This is a genomic window from Streptomyces sp. NBC_00775 (assembly GCF_036347135.1).
Taxonomy (GTDB): domain Bacteria; phylum Actinomycetota; class Actinomycetes; order Streptomycetales; family Streptomycetaceae; genus Streptomyces; species Streptomyces lutosisoli.
Window position 1 is genome coordinate 4,001,117 of sequence record NZ_CP108938.1, and the last position, 16,615, is coordinate 4,017,731.

Annotated in this window: 15 protein-coding genes; 4 read left to right on the forward strand and 11 right to left on the reverse strand. The window is 69.4% G+C overall.

All coding sequences use genetic code 11. From position 1 onward, the window contains the following. Positions 1 to 8: 8 nt before the first annotated feature. Positions 9 to 1,322: an MFS transporter gene (locus tag OIC96_RS17705; protein WP_330306899.1), complete on the forward strand. Its 1,314-nt coding sequence runs from the start codon at positions 9 to 11 to the stop codon at positions 1,320 to 1,322. Positions 1,323 to 1,644: 322 nt separating this feature from the next. After that, complete coding sequence (locus OIC96_RS17710) at positions 1,645 to 2,646, forward strand: sigma-70 family RNA polymerase sigma factor (protein ID WP_330306898.1); 1,002 nt, start codon at positions 1,645 to 1,647, stop codon at positions 2,644 to 2,646. Here the strand turns inward: OIC96_RS17710 and OIC96_RS17715 are convergent. Continuing rightward, positions 2,539 to 2,931, reverse strand: a complete 393-nt coding sequence (locus OIC96_RS17715) for an STAS domain-containing protein (protein WP_330306897.1) — start codon at positions 2,929 to 2,931, stop codon at positions 2,539 to 2,541. The genes OIC96_RS17710 and OIC96_RS17715 overlap by 108 nt on opposite strands. A gap of 138 nt (positions 2,932 to 3,069) precedes the next feature. On the opposite strand from OIC96_RS17715, the gene OIC96_RS17720 reads away from it, so the two are divergent. Beyond that, on the forward strand, positions 3,070 to 3,990 hold the full coding sequence (locus OIC96_RS17720) for an AEC family transporter (RefSeq protein ID WP_330306896.1): 921 nt from the start codon (positions 3,070 to 3,072) through the stop codon (positions 3,988 to 3,990). 109 nt (positions 3,991 to 4,099) lie between these two features. Here the strand turns inward: OIC96_RS17720 and OIC96_RS17725 are convergent, their stop codons facing one another. The 8 genes from OIC96_RS17725 to OIC96_RS17760 form a co-directional block, all read right to left on the reverse strand. Then, the gene (locus tag OIC96_RS17725) at positions 4,100 to 5,383 is read right to left on the reverse strand and encodes a thymidine phosphorylase (protein WP_330306895.1); all 1,284 of its coding nucleotides are present in this window, start codon (positions 5,381 to 5,383) and stop codon (positions 4,100 to 4,102) included. Between the two features lie 66 nt (positions 5,384 to 5,449). After that, entirely contained in the window at positions 5,450 to 5,863 is a 414-nt protein-coding gene (locus OIC96_RS17730) for a cytidine deaminase (protein WP_330306894.1), read from the reverse strand. After that, positions 5,860 to 7,122, reverse strand: coding sequence for an ABC transporter permease (locus OIC96_RS17735; protein ID WP_330306893.1), 1,263 nt, complete (start codon positions 7,120 to 7,122; stop codon positions 5,860 to 5,862). The genes OIC96_RS17730 and OIC96_RS17735 overlap by 4 nt, the downstream gene beginning before the upstream one ends. Further along, on the reverse strand, positions 7,119 to 8,246 hold the full coding sequence (locus OIC96_RS17740) for an ABC transporter permease (RefSeq protein WP_330306892.1): 1,128 nt from the start codon (positions 8,244 to 8,246) through the stop codon (positions 7,119 to 7,121). Before OIC96_RS17740 ends, OIC96_RS17735 begins: the two co-directional genes overlap by 4 nt. Beyond that, complete coding sequence (locus tag OIC96_RS17745) at positions 8,243 to 9,904, reverse strand: ABC transporter ATP-binding protein (RefSeq protein WP_330310268.1); 1,662 nt, start codon at positions 9,902 to 9,904, stop codon at positions 8,243 to 8,245. Before OIC96_RS17745 ends, OIC96_RS17740 begins: the two co-directional genes overlap by 4 nt. A 283-nt stretch (positions 9,905 to 10,187) precedes the next feature. Continuing rightward, entirely contained in the window at positions 10,188 to 11,240 is a 1,053-nt protein-coding gene (locus tag OIC96_RS17750; protein WP_330306891.1) for a BMP family lipoprotein, read from the reverse strand. A 378-nt stretch (positions 11,241 to 11,618) separates the two neighbouring features. Continuing rightward, the gene (locus OIC96_RS17755) at positions 11,619 to 11,987 is read right to left on the reverse strand and encodes a VOC family protein (protein WP_330306890.1); all 369 of its coding nucleotides are present in this window, start codon (positions 11,985 to 11,987) and stop codon (positions 11,619 to 11,621) included. A 55-nt stretch (positions 11,988 to 12,042) separates the two neighbouring features. Then, the gene (locus OIC96_RS17760; protein WP_330306889.1) at positions 12,043 to 13,131 is read right to left on the reverse strand and encodes a Glu/Leu/Phe/Val dehydrogenase family protein; all 1,089 of its coding nucleotides are present in this window, start codon (positions 13,129 to 13,131) and stop codon (positions 12,043 to 12,045) included. 77 nt (positions 13,132 to 13,208) lie between these two features. Between OIC96_RS17760 and OIC96_RS17765 the strand changes: the two genes are divergently transcribed. After that, positions 13,209 to 13,667: an Lrp/AsnC family transcriptional regulator gene (locus tag OIC96_RS17765; protein ID WP_330306888.1), complete on the forward strand. Its 459-nt coding sequence runs from the start codon at positions 13,209 to 13,211 to the stop codon at positions 13,665 to 13,667. Between the two features lie 106 nt (positions 13,668 to 13,773). On the opposite strand, the gene OIC96_RS17770 is transcribed toward OIC96_RS17765, so the two are convergent. Together OIC96_RS17770 and OIC96_RS17775 are read right to left on the reverse strand one after the other, a co-directional pair. Continuing rightward, complete coding sequence (locus OIC96_RS17770; protein ID WP_330306887.1) at positions 13,774 to 14,805, reverse strand: BMP family lipoprotein; 1,032 nt, start codon at positions 14,803 to 14,805, stop codon at positions 13,774 to 13,776. Positions 14,806 to 15,125: 320 nt separating this feature from the next. Then, positions 15,126 to 16,346 carry a M20 family metallopeptidase gene (locus tag OIC96_RS17775; protein WP_330310267.1) on the reverse strand — a complete coding sequence of 407 codons (1,221 nt, stop codon included), beginning with the start codon at positions 16,344 to 16,346 and terminating at the stop codon, positions 15,126 to 15,128. Positions 16,347 to 16,615 lie beyond the last annotated feature (269 nt).

Consider the following 16,615-nt stretch of genomic DNA (forward strand, 5'->3'; position numbering starts at 1 on the left):
TTCGGGACATGCCTTCCGCCAGTACCGAGGCGTCCACCACCGTGGGCGCCGTCCCGTCCGTTCCCGCCGCCGCTTCAGCCGCCGCCTCCGTCGCCGTCAGCGATGCCGACTCCCGTATGGCCCCGGGCGGGCCCGGCTACCGCCGGATGAGTTTCGCCCTCTTCTTCGCGGGTGTCGCGACCTTCGCGCTTCTCTACTCCACGCAGGCCCTCCTGCCGCTCGTTTCCTCGGACTTCGGGGTCAGCGCGAGCGAGGCGAGCTGGACGGTGTCGGCCGCGACGGGTGCGCTGGCGCTCTTCGTCCTCCCGATGAGCGCGCTGTCGGAGCGTTTCGGACGGCGTACGTTGATGACGGCGTCCCTGGTGATCGCCGTGACGGTCGGTCTGCTGGTCCCCTTCGCCCCGTCGATCGGCGCGCTGGTCGCGCTGCGGGCGGTGCAGGGCGCGGCGCTGGCCGGGCTTCCGGCGTCGGCGACGGCGTATCTGGCGGAGGAGGTCCGCCCCAAGGCCCTGATCACGGCGATCGGTCTCTTCGTCGCGGGCAACAGCGTCGGCGGGATGAGCGGTCGGGTCATTACCGGCTGGGTCGCGCAGGAGTGGGGCTGGCGGGTGGCCGTCGGCACGATCGGGCTGATCGCGGTGGCTTGCGCGGTGGCCTTCCGGCTTCTCCTCCCGGCGCCCCGGCACTTCACGCCGGGCTCGCTGCGGCCGCGGGTGCTGGCCCGGACGGTCCGCGGTCACCTCGCGAATCCGCTGCTGTGCCGGCTGTACGCGATCGGTGCGCTCTTCATGACGGTGTTCGGCGGGGTCTACACGGTCATCGGCTACCGGCTGACCGAGGCCCCGTTCTCGCTCCCCCAGGGCATCATCGGCTCGGTCTTCCTGGTCTATCTCGTCGGTACGGTGTCGGCGTCGACGGCGGGCCGGCTGGTCGCCCGCATGGGCCGCCGCGGCTCCCTCTACCTGGCGGGCGGCACGACGACCTCGGGCCTGCTCCTCTCGCTGGCCGACTCGCTGATCCTGGTCCTGCTCGGTCTGGTCCTGATCACCGCGGGCTTCTTCGCGGGGCACGCGGTCGCTTCTTCCTCGGTGAGTCACACCGCGCAGGAGGGGCGGGCGCAGGCGTCGGCGCTCTATCAGTCGGCGTACTACGTCGGGTCCAGTGCCGGCAGCACGCTCGGTGCGGTGGCGTTCCACTCGGGGGGCTGGGCGGGCACGGTGACGCTCGGTCTGCTCGCGGTCCTCGGCGTCGTGTCCATCACGGTGTTCGGCTCCCACGCGGCCCGAGCCCAGTCCCGCCGCAACCCGGCCCTGGCCCACTGACGGCGTTCTTCGCCCCCGCCGCCCCTACCCGTCCCATCCCGCTCCTGGGGGCTGCGCCCCCAGACCCCCAAAAGATTGCGCAGTTCCCCGCGCCCCTTTTAGGGGCGCGGGGAACTGCGCAATCTTTTGGACCAGCCCCCACGGGGTCTGGGGCGGAGCCCCGGAAGGATGGGACGGGTAGGGGCGGCGGGGGCGAGGGAACTGGTCGGTGGCAACCGTCTGACCTGCTGGTTTTGTTACTCGGGGCGCCATTGTCAGTGGGCTGCGGTAGCTTCCGGAGTGTTGGCGTGAGGACGGAAAGAGCCACAGGGGTGGGTTGGCTATGAGCGACGGTACGGCGACGACGACAGACCTGGATGTGCGCCTGGAGAAGCACCGGGTCGAGCTGACGGGGTACTGCTACCGAATGCTCGGCTCGTCCTTCGAGGCCGAGGACGCGGTGCAGGACACGATGGTCCGCGCCTGGCGCAGCTACGACAAGTTCGAGGGCCGCTCGTCCATGCGGTCCTGGCTGTACCGGATCGCGACGAACGTGTGCCTGGACATGTTGAGCGCGGGAAACAAAAGGGCTCGCCCCATGGACCTCACCGCTCCCTCCCCGCTGGCCCAGGCCGCCCTCACCCCCCGCCCGGACAACACCTGGCTGGAGCCGATGCCCGACGCCCGCGTGCTGCCCACGGTCACCGACCCGGCCGAGGCGGCGGTCGCGAAGGAGTCGGTGCGCCTCGCCTTCATGGCCGCCCTGCAGCAACTGCCGCCCAAGCAACGGGCCGTGCTCATCCTGCGCGAAGTCCTCGCCTGGAAGGCGAGCGAGGTAGCCGAGCTGCTCGGCACCTCGGTCGCGTCGGTGAACAGTGCGCTGCAGCGGGCCCGCGCCACCCTCGCGGAGAGCGACGGCGCGGAGGCCGCCACCTCCGACCCGCTCGACGAGGAGCAGCAGAAGCTCCTGGAGCGCTATGTCGCCGCGTTCGAGGGGTACGACATGACGGCACTGACCGCGCTGCTCCACGAGGACGCGATCATGACGATGCCGCCGTTCGACCTGTGGCTGCGCGGCACGGACGACATCACCGGCTTCATGACGACGCTGGGCGCCGCCTGCGCGGACTCCCGCCTGGTGCCGGTCGAGGTCAACGGTCTGCCGGGCTTCGCCCAGTACAAGCCGGACGAGGAAGCGGGCGGCTACGTCCCGTGGTCCGTCCAAGTGCTGGAGATCTCAAAGGGGCGCATCGCCGGGTTCCACTTCTTCCTGGACACCGCCCGCTGGTTCCCGCTCTTCGGCCTGCCCCTCCGGCTCGAAGCGGAGACCGACCAGGTCCAGTAGGGCGCGCAGGGCCGGGTCCGGGTTCCGCAGGCGTATCCGGCCTCCGGCCCTCCGCGCCGCCAGCTCCAGTCTCGCCAGTACGTCGACGGCGGCGAGACCGGGCGGCCCGATCCCCGCGACATCGCAGACGACGAACCCGGCCCCGGTCGACTCCAGCCGCGCCCGCACGTCGTCACAGAGCCGCGGTACCTCGTCACGGGTGACGGGTCCGGGCAGTACGAGTACGAGTACGTCGGGTGTCGTGGCGTCCACAGTCAGTAGACCGGGCGGGGGCGCGGAACTCATCGGGGGCGCGGCCGGAGCCCGTACAGGATCACATTGACCTGCGCCCTGCCCTCCCGGTTGGGTTGGGTGTATGCCCCACGAATCAGTACCTCCCGCGATACCTGACGGCTTCTGCCCCGCCCAGGACGAGGAGGTGCCGTGCAGGGCGTACTGACCGGCTTCGCCGTCATCGCCGTCGTCATCGGGGTCGGTTACGTCATCGGGCGGCGCGGCTATCTCGGGGACAACGGGCGGGAGGTACTGACGAAGCTCGCCTTCCATGTGGCGTCGCCCGCGCTGCTGTTCACGACGCTCGCACAGGCCGACCTGTCGGTGATCTTCTCCAGCCGGCTCCTGGTCACCGCGATGAGTACGGCCGCGGCGGCCGGGGTCTTCGTCGCGGTGGGTGTCGTACGCGGCTGGGGCGTGGGCCGGACGACGATCGGCGCGCTGTGCTCCAGTTACGTCAACTCGGGCAACCTGGGCATCCCGATCGCCGTGTATGTGCTCGGTGACGCCTCGCTGGTGGCGCCCGTGCTGCTGTTCCAGCAGATCATGGTGACGCCCATCGCCCTCACCGTCCTCGACCTGTCCACGAAGGGCGAGAGGCGTCCGCTGTGGCAGCGGCTGATCACGCCGCTGCGCAATCCCATCGCCGTCGGCTCGCTCAGCGGGGTCGCGGTGTCGGCGACCGGTCTGACCGTGCCCGGGCCGATCCTCGATCCGCTCAAGCTGATCGGGGGCATGTCGGTGCCCGCGGTGCTGCTGGCGTTCGGCATCTCGCTGTGCGGCAGCAGCCTGCCGGGGCGCGGCTCCGACCGGTACCCGGTGCTGCTCTCCGTCGTGCTGAAGTCGGTGGGCCAGCCGCTGGCCGCCTGGGCGCTGGCCGTCGGCGTGTTCGGGCTGCGGGGTGCGCCCCTGCTCGACGTCGTGGTCACCTCGGCCCTGCCCGCCGCGCAGAACCTGTTCACGTACGCCTCGCGCTACCGGGTCGGCGAGACCCTGGCCCGGGAGTCGATCCTGCTGTCGACGATGCTGGCCGTGCCCGTGCTGGTGGTCATCGCGGCCGTACTGGGGTGAACGCGTCGCGAAAACGCGAGGGACCGGCGCCGTGAAAGCGCCGGTCCCTGTCATAAGTCACGCGTCATGCGTCATGCCGCAGTCCTGCGTCATGACGCGTCCGTACGGCTCAGGCGATCCGGTCCAGCACGATCGGGCTCGCCTTGAAGTCCGTGCCCGCGGCCGCGATGTCGTACGAACCCTCGACCGACTGGAGGGCGTACTCGAAGCGCTCCGGGGTGTCCGTGTGGAGGGTGAGGAGGGGCTGGCCCGCCGTCACCGTGTCGCCCGGCTTGGCGTGCAGTTCGACGCCCGCTCCGGCCTGCACCGGGTCCTCCTTGCGGGCGCGTCCGGCGCCGAGGCGCCAGGCGGCGATGCCGATGTCGTACGCGTCGAGGCGGGTCAGGACACCCGACGAAGAGGCCGTCACCACGTGCTGCTCGCGCGCGGTGGGGAGCGTGGCGTCCGGGTCGCCGCCCTGCGCGGCGATCATGCGGCGCCACACGTCCATCGCGGAGCCGTCGGCGAGTGCCTTCGCCGGGTCGGCGTCCTTCACGCCCGCGGCGTCGAGCATCTCGCGCGCGAGGGCGATGGTGAGGTCGACGACGTCGGAGGGGCCGCCGCCCGCCAGTACCTCGACGGACTCCCGCACTTCGAGGGCGTTGCCGGCCGTCAGGCCCAGCGGGGTCGACATGTCGGTCAGCAGCGCGACCGTCTTCACGCCGTGGTCCGTGCCCAGGCCCACCATCGTGGAGGCCAGTTCGCGGGCGTCCTCGATGGTCTTCATGAAGGCGCCGGAGCCGACCTTCACGTCCAGGACCAGCGAGCCCGTGCCCTCGGCGATCTTCTTGGACATGATGGAGGAGGCGATCAGCGGGATCGCCTCGACCGTGCCGGTCACGTCGCGGAGCGCGTACAGCTTCTTGTCCGCGGGGGCCAGGCCGTCGCCCGCCGCGCAGATCACCGCGCCCGTGGTGTCGAGGACGTGCAGCATCTCCTCGTTCGACAGGAGCGCGCGCCAGCCGGGGATCGACTCCAGCTTGTCCAGCGTGCCGCCGGTGTGGCCGAGGCCGCGGCCCGACAGCTGCGGGACCGCCGCGCCGCAGGCGGCCACGAGGGGCGCCAGCGGGAGGGTGATCTTGTCGCCGACGCCGCCCGTGGAGTGCTTGTCGGCGGTCGGGCGGGACAGGGACGAGAAGTCCATGCGCTCGCCGGAGGCGATCATCGCGGCGGTCCAGCGGGCGATCTCACGGCGGTTCATGCCGTTGAGCAGGATCGCCATGTTGAGGGCGGCCATCTGGTAGTCGGCGACCTCGCCGCGGGTGTACGCGTCGATGACCCAGTCGATCTGCTCGTCGCTGAGTTCAGCGCGGTCCCGCTTGGCGCGGATGACGGAGACAGCGTCCATGGCCATGGCTTTCCTTCCGAAAGATGAGCGGCCCCTCCCTGACATCGGTCGATCAGGAGGGGCCGCACGGCGTTACTTGGTGAGATGGTCCGGCCCGAAGGCCTGCGGCAGCATCTCGGAGAGCGGCAGGATTCCGGCCGGGGTCTCCAGGAGCAGGTCGGGGCCGCCGAACTCGAACAGCAGCTGGCGGCAGCGCCCGCACGGAACGAGGATCTCGCCCCGTCCGTCGACGCAGGTGAAGTGCGTCAGACGGCCGCCCCCGGTGTTCTGCAGCTGGGAGACCAGACCGCACTCGGCGCACAGCCCGAGCCCGTACGAGGCGTTCTCGACGTTGCAGCCGGAGACGGTCCGGCCGTCGTCGACGAGGGCCGCGACACCGACCGGGTACTTCGAGTACGGGGCGTACGCGCGGGACATGGCCGCACGCGCCACCTCCCTCAGCGCCTCCCAGTCGACGGTCGCGGAAACCGCCCCGGCGGACGTCACTTGCCCTGTCCCTTCCGGTACGGCAGGCCGTCGGCCTTCGGCATCCGCAGATGCTGTGCGGACAGCGAGAGGACGAGCAGGGTCACGACGTACGGCGTGGCGCTCACGAACTGCTGGGGGACCTCGTCGGTGGTGAGGTACCAGACGAACATCAGCGCCGAGACCGCGGCCGTGATCAGCGCCGGGACGGTCCGCTTCTTCCACAGCAGGTAGGCCACGCCGAAGACCAGCAGGATCGCCAGCAGCAGGATCAGCGCGTGCACGTTGGTGGCGCCGCCGCGCAGGTTGAGGCTGTCGGTGTAGCCGAACAGGCCCGCGCCGAGGGCGAGGCCGCCCGGCATCCAGTTGCCGAAGATCATCGCGGCGAGACCGATGTAACCGCGGCCCGCGGTCTGGCCGTCCAGGTACACGTTCGACGCCACGATCGACAGGAAGGCGCCGCCGAGACCGGCGAAGCCGCCCGAGATGATGACGGCGAGGTACTTGTACTTGTAGACGTTCACGCCGAGGGACTCGGCGGCCACCGGGTTCTCACCGCAGGAGCGCAGGCGCAGGCCGAAGGACGTGCGCCACAGCACCCACCAGGTGGCGGGGACCAGGGCCACCGCGACGACGGTGAGCGGCGACAGGTCGGTGACCAGTCCGCCGAGCAGACCCGCGATGTCCGAGACCAGGAACCAGTGCTTCTGGTTGAGCGTGTCCAGCCAGCTGGACAGCCCCGGGATGTCGAAGGTGCCGAGCGAGTCGATCGGCGGGGACTGCTTGGAGGAGCCCTGCGGCGCGTTCTCGAAGGTGAACTTGGAGAGGTAGCGGGTGGTGCCGAGCGCCAGGATGTTGATGGCCACACCGGAGACGATGTGGTTGACGTTGAAGGTCACGGTGGCGATGGCGTGCAGGACGGCGCCCAGGGCACCGCCGATGATGCCGAAGGCGACACCGGTCCACGGGCCCCACTGGTAGCCCGCCCAGGCACCGAACCAGGTGCCGAGGATCATCATGCCCTCAAGGCCGATGTTGACGACGCCCGCGCGCTCGGACCACAGACCGCCGAGGCCCGCGAGGCCGATCGGCACCGCGAGACGCAGCGCCGTGGACATCTGTCCGGTGGAGGTGATGCCGTCGGCGCCGGTGATCAGGCGGACGATCGACGTCAGGATCAGTACGCCCGCGATGATCAGCAGGAGTACCGGGAGCGAGAATCGGCGGCTGCCCTTGCCGGGCTGCTGCGCCTGCGGCTTGGCGACGGTCGCGGTGCTCATCGGGCAGCCACCTCCTTCGTGGAGTTGTTGTTGGCGGCGGCCGCGGCCAGTTCCTCACCGACCCGCTTCTGCTGTCGGCGCAGGCCCCAGACGCGTACGGCCTCGTACGAGATGACGACCGCGAAGACGATCAGGCCCTGCATGATCGTGGCGATCTCCTTGTCGTACGCCACCGGGGTCGCGTAGTCGAGGGCGGGAGACGCCTTGTCGAGGAAGGCCCACAGGAGGGCGGCGAGCGCGATGCCGCCCGGGTTGTTGCGGCCCAGCAGCGCGATGCCGATGGCGACGAAGCCGAGGCCGGCCGGGAAGCTCAGGCTGTAGGTGTGCGCGTCGCCCAGGAGCAGCGGCAGGCCCGAGAAGCCCGCGACCGCGCCGGAGATCAGCATCGCGGTGAGCACCATGCGCTTGGCGTCGACACCGGAGGCCGCGGCGGCGGACTCGGAGGCGCCGGTGGCGCGCAGGTCGAAGCCGAAGCGGGTGCGGTTGAGGGCGATCCAGAACAGGACTCCCGCGAGGATCGCGATGAAGACCATGCCGTAGAGCTCGCCGACGTCCGCGCCGAGGTTGATGCCGGGGAACCAGCCGGACTTCTTCATGATGCCGGTCGTGTTGTTGTTGCCGACCTGCTGGCCCCAGATGTTCTCGGCGGTGAGGTAGCCGATGAGGCTGGTGGCGATCGCGTTGAGCATGATCGTCGAGACGACCTCGCTCACACCGCGGGTGACCTTCAGGACGCCCGCGATACCGGCCCAGAAGGCACCGGTGAGCATCGCGACGAGCATCAGCACGGGGATCTGCAGGAAGGACGGCAGCGCGAGGTGCGCGCCGACCACCGCGGTCATCATCGCGCCGAGGCGGTACTGGCCGTCGACGCCGATGTTGAACAGGTTCATGCGGAAGCCGATGGCCACGCCGAGTGCGGCGATGTAGTACATCGACGCCTGGTTGACGATCAGCACCTGGACGTCGGAGTACGTCGCCTGCTGAAGCATCAGGGCGTACGGCTCGAACGGGTTCTTGCCCGAGGCGAGCAGCACGACCGAGGTCAGTGCGATCGCCGCGACGAGGGCGATGACCGGGCCGGCCACCGCGAGGAGCACCCGCTCCTTGTCGAACTTCTTCATCGGGCCTCGTCCTCCGGGGCGGCGCTTTCCGCTACGTGCTCCAGGTGTCCGGAGGCGGCGCCGGTCATGGCCGAGCCGAGTTCCTCCGGGGTGATGGTCGCCGGGTCGGCGTCCGCCACGAGCCTGCCGTTGTAGATCACCCGGAGGGTGTCCGACAGGCCGATCAGCTCGTCCAGGTCGGCCGAGATCAGCAGAACGGCCAGGCCTTCGCGGCGGGCCTCGCGGATCTGGTCCCAGATCGCGGCCTGCGCGCCGACGTCCACACCGCGGGTGGGGTGGGCGGCGATCAGGAACTTCGGGTTGTGGCTCATCTCGCGGCCGACGATCAGCTTCTGCTGGTTGCCGCCGGACAGGGAGGCGGCGGTGACGTCGATGCCGGGCGTACGGACGTCGTACTCCTCGACGATCCGGCGCGTGTCCTCCTGGGCGCCCTTGATGTCGAGCCAGACGCCCTTCGCGTTGGGCTTCTCGGTGACGTGACCGAGCATGCGGTTCTCCCAGAGCGGGGCTTCCAGCAGCAGGCCGTGCCGGTGGCGGTCCTCGGGGATGTAGCCGATGCCCTGCTCGCGGCGCTTGCGGGTGGCCCAGCCGGTGATCTCCTCGCCGAGGAAGGAGATGGCGCCGGAGTCGGCGTGCTTGAGACCGATCAGCGCGTCGATGAGTTCGGTCTGGCCGTTGCCCTCGACGCCGGCGATGCCCATGACCTCGCCCGCGTGGATGGTGAAGGTGACGTCGTCGAGGACGCGCTTCACGGTGGCGGCGGTCTCGGCCGTGGCCTCCGTGAGCAGACCGGTGGCCGTCGGCTCGCCGACCTCTCCGAGGGAGGCGCCGCCGCTCGCGTAGACGGTGAGGGCCTCGACCTGGATGACGGGCTTGTCCGTGACCGTCGACTCGGCGGTCTCCGGGGTGGGCAGTTCGCTGCCGACCATCATCTCGGCGAGCTGACGCGGGGTGGTCTTGGAGGGGACGGCCGTACCCACCGTCGTACCGCGCCGGATGACCGTGATCTCGTCGGCGACCGACAGGACCTCGCCCAGCTTGTGCGAGATGAAGATGACGGCGAGGCCCTCGGACTTGAGCTCGCGCAGGTTGTCGAAGAGTGCGTCGACCTCTTGCGGTACGAGTACGGCGGTGGGCTCGTCCAGGATCAGGGTGCGGGCGCCGCGGAAGAGGACCTTGAGGATCTCCACGCGCTGACGCTCGGCGACACCGAGGTTCTCGACCAGGACGTCCGGGCGGACGTTCAGCCCGTACCGGTCGGAGATCTCCTTGATCTTCTTCCGGGCGCCGCCACCGATGCCGTGCAGCTTCTCGCTGCCGAGCACCACGTTCTCCAGCACCGTGAGGTTGTCCGCGAGCATGAAGTGCTGGTGGACCATGCCGATGCCGCGCACGATGGCGTCGCCGGGCGAGGAGAAGGTGACCTGCTCGCCTTCGATGACGATCGTGCCCTCGTCCGGCTTCTGCATGCCGTAGAGGATCTTCATCAGCGTCGACTTGCCCGCACCGTTCTCGCCGACGAGGGCGTGGACGGTGCCTTTCCGGACACTGAGGTGGATGTCGTGGTTGGCCACCACACCGGGGAAACGCTTGGTGATCCCCGCCAGCTCGACCGCGGTCGACTGCGCGGTGAGCGGAGGGCTGCTGGACGCGTCGATGGCGCACTCTCCTTGGAAAAGGGGCCTATCTACGCGCGTAGCGCCCCTGCTTTAAATAGTGCTCGGACTGGCCGAGCCTGATCCGACTCGATCCGATCCGAGCATTCTGCCGCGCGAACGGGGCGCGGGGAGTCATCCTCCCCACACCCCGTTCCGTGGCCGTAACGCTGCCATTACAGCGTTGCCCTTGGCCATGGTTTCGACGTCTGGTTATCACCTGGTGATGCACTGGGTGCCGCGCCTGGTGACATCCCCCTGACCCTGGCCGGAGTCAAGGCCTCGTTCAGGAGGTCTTGACCGTGATGGAGCCGTCCTTGATGCCCGCCTCGGCCTTCTTCAGCGCGGCCTGGAGGTCGGCGTTGTTCTTGAAGACCGGGTTCGAGTCGGCCAGGCCGACACCGCCGGTGGCGAGGCTCGCGCGGACCACACCGGTCTCGGGCTTGCCGTCCTTCACGGACTTGGCGAGGTTGTAGACCGCGCCGGCGACGTCCTTGGTGGCCGAGGTCAGGATGTAGTCCTTGTACTTGGCCAGCGCGTCCTGCTTGTACTGGTCGGAGTCGACACCGATCGCCCAGATCTTGTGCTCGGCGGCCGTCTGGATGACGCCCTGGCCGGAGAGGCCGGCGGCGGCGTAGACGACGTCGGCGCCCTTCTCGATCTGACCCTCGGCAGCGTCCTTGCCCTTGTCCGGGCTGGAGAAGCCACCCTCCTGAGCCGTCTCGGTCAGGTACTGCTTCTCGATCTGGATCTTCGGGTTGACCGACTTGGCACCCTGGACGTAACCGGCCTCGAACTTGTGGATCAGCGGGATGTTCACGCCGCCGATGAAGCCGATGTGGTCCTTCTTGGTGGCCTTGGCCGCGGCCACGCCCGCCAGGTAGGAGGCCTGCTCCTCGTGGAAGACCATGTCGGCGACGTTCGACGCCTTGTCCTGCTCGTCGTCGATGACGCCGAAGGTGATCTTCGGGTACTTGGCCGCGACCTCCTTGACGGCCGGCGCGTACACGTAGCCGACGCCGATCACCGGGTTGTAGCCCGCCTTGGCGAGGTTCTCCAGGCGCTGCACCTTGTCCGCGTTCGACTCGCCGTCCTGCGGCTCGATGTCACGGCTGGTGTACTTGAACTCCGTGTCGGCCTTCTCGATACCCGCGAAGGCGGCGTCGTTGAAGGACTGGTCGCCCTTGCCGCCGATGTCGTAGGCGAGGCCGATGCCCTTGGCACCGCTGCCGCTCGACGAGGTCGAGGCATCGGTGGACGAGCCGCCACAGGCGGAGAGGGCAACAGCGAGGGATGCGGTTGCAACGCCCGCAACCGCGATTCGGGACACCCGGCGCATGGAACGTGACTCCTTTGTGCAAGCGCCCAAACCAGGCGCTGGTTCCGCCGCAGCGTAACGCGCGTAGACCTGACGGAACACCCCTTCTGTCCGGTCCGTTATCGAGCTGTGGCCACAGACTGCCCACAGCGTACGGACAGTGGGCGGGGGCTTGCGGGAGGCAAGGGGGGTGTTCCTGGGGCTGCGACCTGGGCTCCGCCTGGTTGTTCGTCGAGTGCGGGTGAGTGGGGGCTGGGCGCGCAGTTCCTCGCGCCCCTGAGGTGGGGGTGGGTGAGGGTTGGTTGTTGGCTGCGGGTGGGTGGGGGCTGGGCGCGCCGTTCCTCGCGCCCCTGGAGGGTCGGGGCTGCGGCCCTTGGCCCGCTCTGGGGGACAAAGCAGTCAGTCTCTGACCAGGCAGAAGGGATGTCCGGCCGGATCGGTGAGGACCCGCCATCTGGTCTCGTTCGGCTGATGCTCCGGTTTGGTCGCGCCCAGGGCCAGTAGCAGGGACTCGGCCTCGTCCAGGTCGTCGACCGCGAAGTCGAGGTGGAACTGCTGGGGAACGGTCTGATCGGGCCAGCGCGGAGCCTGGTAGTCATCGACCCGTTGAAAGCCGATGAAGAGCCCGTCCTCACAGGTGAGACCGGCGAACTCGGCGTCGGATTCCGGGTGGGGTTCGAGGCCGGTGGCTTGCTGATAGAACGCGGCCAGAGCCGGCGGATCAGGGCAGTCGAGCGTGATCGCGCGCAACGTCATCTTCAGGGGCATGGCACCTCCGGGCTGATCGGTGGACTTTCGCGACGCACAACGTAGGGACGGCCATTCACGACGCCCTGGCCGGGACGGCCCTGCGAACCCGTTGCTCGGCGAGCTGCCCGGCCGCGAGCGCGGGAGTGATCCGGTGGGTCCGGGCCTTGTGGAAGACCTGCCGGAGCGTGGCCGCGATGCCGTGGATGCGCTCGGTCAGCCGCTCCTCGGATTCCTGGCGCAGTTCGACGCCGGTGGCGTGGATGACTCCTCCGGAGCTGACGACCACATCCGGCGCCCAGAGGACGCCTCGTGCCGCGAGGAGGCGGGCGGTGGCCGGTTCGTCGAGTTGGTTGTTGGCGGGGCCGGCGACGGCGGCGCACCGCAGCAGCGGCACCGTGCGGGCGGTCAGCAGGCCGCCGAGCGCGGCCGGCACGAGGATGTCGACCTCCGTCGCGAGGGCGTCGTCCGGATCCACCCAGGTCGCGCCCAGCTCCTCGGCCAGGCCCCGTGTGGCCGGGTCGACGTCGGTCACGACGAGCCGCGCGCCGGCCCGGTCCAGCAGCCGGGCCACGTGGGCGCCCACCGCACCGAGGCCGATCACCCCGAACGTCCGGCCGGCGAGCTCCGGTGAGCCGAAGGCCTCGTCGGCCACCGCGCCCAGGGCCGCGAGCGTGCCGCGCGCGGTGTGGAGGGAGGAGTCGCCGCTGCCGCCGTCCTCGACGGGCCGGCAGCAGACATGCGTGGTGCGTCCGGCGATCACGGACATGTCGGCCGGGCCGCTTCCCACGTCCGGGCCGGCGATGTAGCGGCCGCCGAGCGATTCGATCGCGTCGCCGAGGTCGTGGAGCAGCGCCGTACGCTCCGCACCAGCCGGCCGGGCGGCGGTCGGGAGGGCGACGACGGTCTTCGCGCCGCCGTGTTCCAGGCCGGCCAGCGCGTTCTTCTCGGTCATCGCCGCCGCGAGCCGCAGCGCGTCCGCGATCGCGGCGGCCGGGTCGGCGTAGTGAGCGATCCGGCACCCGCCGGCTGCCGGGCCCAGAGCGGTCGAGTGGATCGCGACAGTGATCGCCAGGCCGCTGCGGCGACCGCGTACGACCTGCACCAACTCGTGTGAGGGATTCGGGATGTTGCGGGACAGAGCTTGCTCAAGTGCGGCTGTCATGACGCGAAGCTAGCCGGTTCGGCGAAGCTCGCGGCCACTTGCCGAATTCAATTCGGTGCGCGGACCATACTCGCCGCATGGACGAACTTGATTCGGCGATCGTCCGGCATCTGCAGCGCGATGCGCGGCAGACCAACCGCGACCTCGCCCGCACCCTCGGCATCGCCCCGTCGACCTGCCTCGAACGCATCCGCGCGCTGCGCGCCCGCGGGGTCATCACCGGCTATCACGCCGCGGTCGACCCGGCCGCCCTGAACCGCCATGTCCAGGCGCTCATCCACTTCCAGATCCGCCCCCTCAGCCGGGCGGTCATCGAGGCGTTCAAGACCTATGCCGCCGGCCTGCCCGAGGTCAGCACGGTCTACGTCGTCACCGGCGGCGACGACATGATCGTGCACGTCTCCGTGCCCAGCGTGGACTACCTCCACGGCTTCCTCATGGACAAGTTCACCGAGCGCCGCGAAGTCGTCGGATTCCGTACCTCCGTGATCTACCAGCACACCCACAACCAGGTGCTCGCCCCCCTCGCGCCTTGACCCGGGGGCGGGCGCACGCGGCCGCGGGAGTGAAGCTCTGGCTTCACTCCCGCGGCCGTGTGGCTGGTGCTCAGGTGGTCACTTGCTCTTGGTCACCTGGTGTTGGTCACTTGGTGTTGACGGTGATCTTGCCGTCGATGATGTCCTGCTTGGCCTTGTCGACCGCGGCGACGACGTCGGTCATGGCCTTGTACTTCGGGTTGGTGTCCGCGAAGCCGACACCGTCGTTGGCGAGACCGCCGCGGACCACACCGGTCTTCGGCTTGCCCTCGTACACGGACTTCACGAGGTCGTAGACCGCGCCACCGACGTTCTTCAGCGCCGAACCGAGGATGTAGTCCTTGTACTTGGCGAGCGCCGACTGCGAGTACTGGTCGGAGTCGACACCGATCGCCCAGACCTTCTTGCCCGCAGCCTCGGAGATCACGCCCTGGCCGGAGAGACCGGCCGCGTGGTAGAGAACGTCGGCGCCGGCCTCGATCTGACCGGCCGCCGCGTCCTTGCCCTTGTCGGGGCTGGAGAAGCCACCCTCCTGAGCCGTCTCGGTCAGGTACTGCTTCTCGATCTGGATCTTCGGGTTGACCGACTTGGCACCCTGGACGAAGCCCGCCTCGAACTTGTGGATCAGCGGGATGTTCACACCGCCGATGAAGCCGATGTGGTCCTTCTTCGTCGTCTTGGCCGCAGCGACACCCGCCAGGTAGGAGGCCTGCTCCTCGTGGAAGACCATGTCGGCGACGTTCGACGCCTTGTCCTGCTCGTCGTCGATGATGCCGAAGGTGACCTTCGGGTACTTCGCCGCAACCTCCTTGACGGCCGGCGCGTAGACGAAGCCGACACCGATCACCGGGTTGTAGCCCGCCTTGGCGAGCTGCTCCAGGCGCTGCACCTTGTCGGCGTTGGACTCGCCGTCCTGCGGCTCGATGTCACGGCCGCCGATCTTGAACTCCGTCTCAGCCTTCTGGAAACCGGCGTACGCGGCGTCGTTGAAGGACTGGTCGCCCTTGCCGCCGATGTCGTACGCGAGGCCGATGCCCTTGCCCGTGTACTTGCCGGAGCTGTCGGAGGAGGTGGAACCTCCACTGTCCTTGCTGGTGCCGCAACCGGCCGCGGCGAGAGCGACGACCGCTGCGGTCACCGCGACTTGGGAGAACCTGGTCCTCCGAGAGATCAGACGCACAACAAGCACCCTTCATCCCCACGGCACCGTCACCGGACCGCATCCCCAATTCGCCGTCACCGCAGCGATTTCGGCGCACAGTAACGCGCGTAGACGGGGAGGGGAACGGGGTTTCTCCGGGCCGTTATCGAACCGTGCCGCCGCCGGGTTACGTTTGCGCGCCACCGGTTACGGACCAGTGACGCAAGTGGACGAAGAGGTACCAATCGGGGCATCAATCAAGCCACCGATCGGTATCCTCCCGGCCACCTCACGCATCCGACGTGGCGTACGGCCGCTCAGCCCGCCGCGTCCAGCAGAGCCGCCGCCGTGAACATCTCGACCCCCACCGTGATGGCGTACTCGTCCGCGTCGAAGTCACCCCGGTGCAGGTCACGGGTGGTGCGGTCGCCCGGTGTGCGCACACCGAGGCGGGCCATCGCGCCGGGCACATGCTCCAGATACCAGGAGAAGTCCTCGCCGCCGAGGCTCTGTTCGGTGTCCTCGATGGAGTGCGCGCCGCGCCGGGCGGTCATGGCGTCGCGGAGGAGGTCCGTGACGGCCGGGTCGTTGACGACCGGCGGGACGCCCCGGATGTAGTTGATCTCGGACTTCGCGCGGTAGAGATTCGCGATCTCGTCGATCGCCGCGTGCACCAGGTCCGGTGCGGCCCGCCAGGCGTCGAGGTCCAGGCAGCGTACGGTCCCGGACAGCTCGGCGTGCTGCGGGATGACATTGCAGGCGTGCCCCGACTCGATCCGTCCCCAGGTGACCGCGAGGCCGCTGCGGGCGTCGACACGCCGGGCGACCAGCGCCGGTACGTCGGTGACGACGCGCGCGGCGGCGGTGACGAGGTCGGTGGTGAGGTGGGGGCGCGCGGTGTGACCGCCCGCGCCGTCGAGCGAGACTTCGAGCCGGTCGCACGCCGAGGTGATGGCGCCGTGCCGCAGACCGATGCGCCCCGCGTCCACCTTCGGGTCGCAGTGCACGCCGACGATCCGCCCGACACCGTCGAGGACACCCGACTCGATCGCGTCGGGGGCGCCGCCGGGCAGCACCTCCTCCGCCGGCTGGAAGATCAGCCGTACGGGACGCTTCAGCTGCCCCTCGCGGTGCAGCTCGGCGAGGACGAGCCCGGCGCCGAGGACGACCGTGGTGTGGATGTCGTGGCCACAGGCGTGGGCGCGATCGGGCACGGTCGACCGGTAGGCGCACTCGGTCTTCGTGTCCGGAATGGGCAGCGCGTCGATGTCGGCGCGCAGCGCGAGCATGGGCCCTGCGCCGTTCCGGTCGCCGATGTCACAGATGAGGCCGGTCCCGGTGTCCAGGACGTGCGGCTTCAGGCCCGCCTGCTCCAGGCGCGCCTTGAGCGCCGCCGTGGTGCGGAACTCCTGGTTGCCCAGCTCCGGGTGCATGTGCAAGTCACGACGGAACGCCACGAGTTCGGCGCGCAGTGCCTCGGGCAGCGCGCCGGGGAGCGACGGCTCCCCGGGGAGATCGGCCTCGGACTCTCGGGACATCAGTTGGTTCACCCTCTGAAGGGTAGGGCGACGGGGCGGCCAACTGACCCACGATCAACAAAAGTTCAGCCCGTTAGGGGAAGAAAATATGGCCGCGCGGCGCATAGGTATCTGCGGGGATGGGTAAACTCGCCCGTCTTTCCGGGCGATTGGATCTTGAATCGGTCCGCCGGGGATCGCCCACGGATCAGCACGGTGAACGCCCGGCGTGCCCGAGCCCATTCCCGCGCTCCATGTACTACTCCATGTCCACGGTCTCACAGCACACC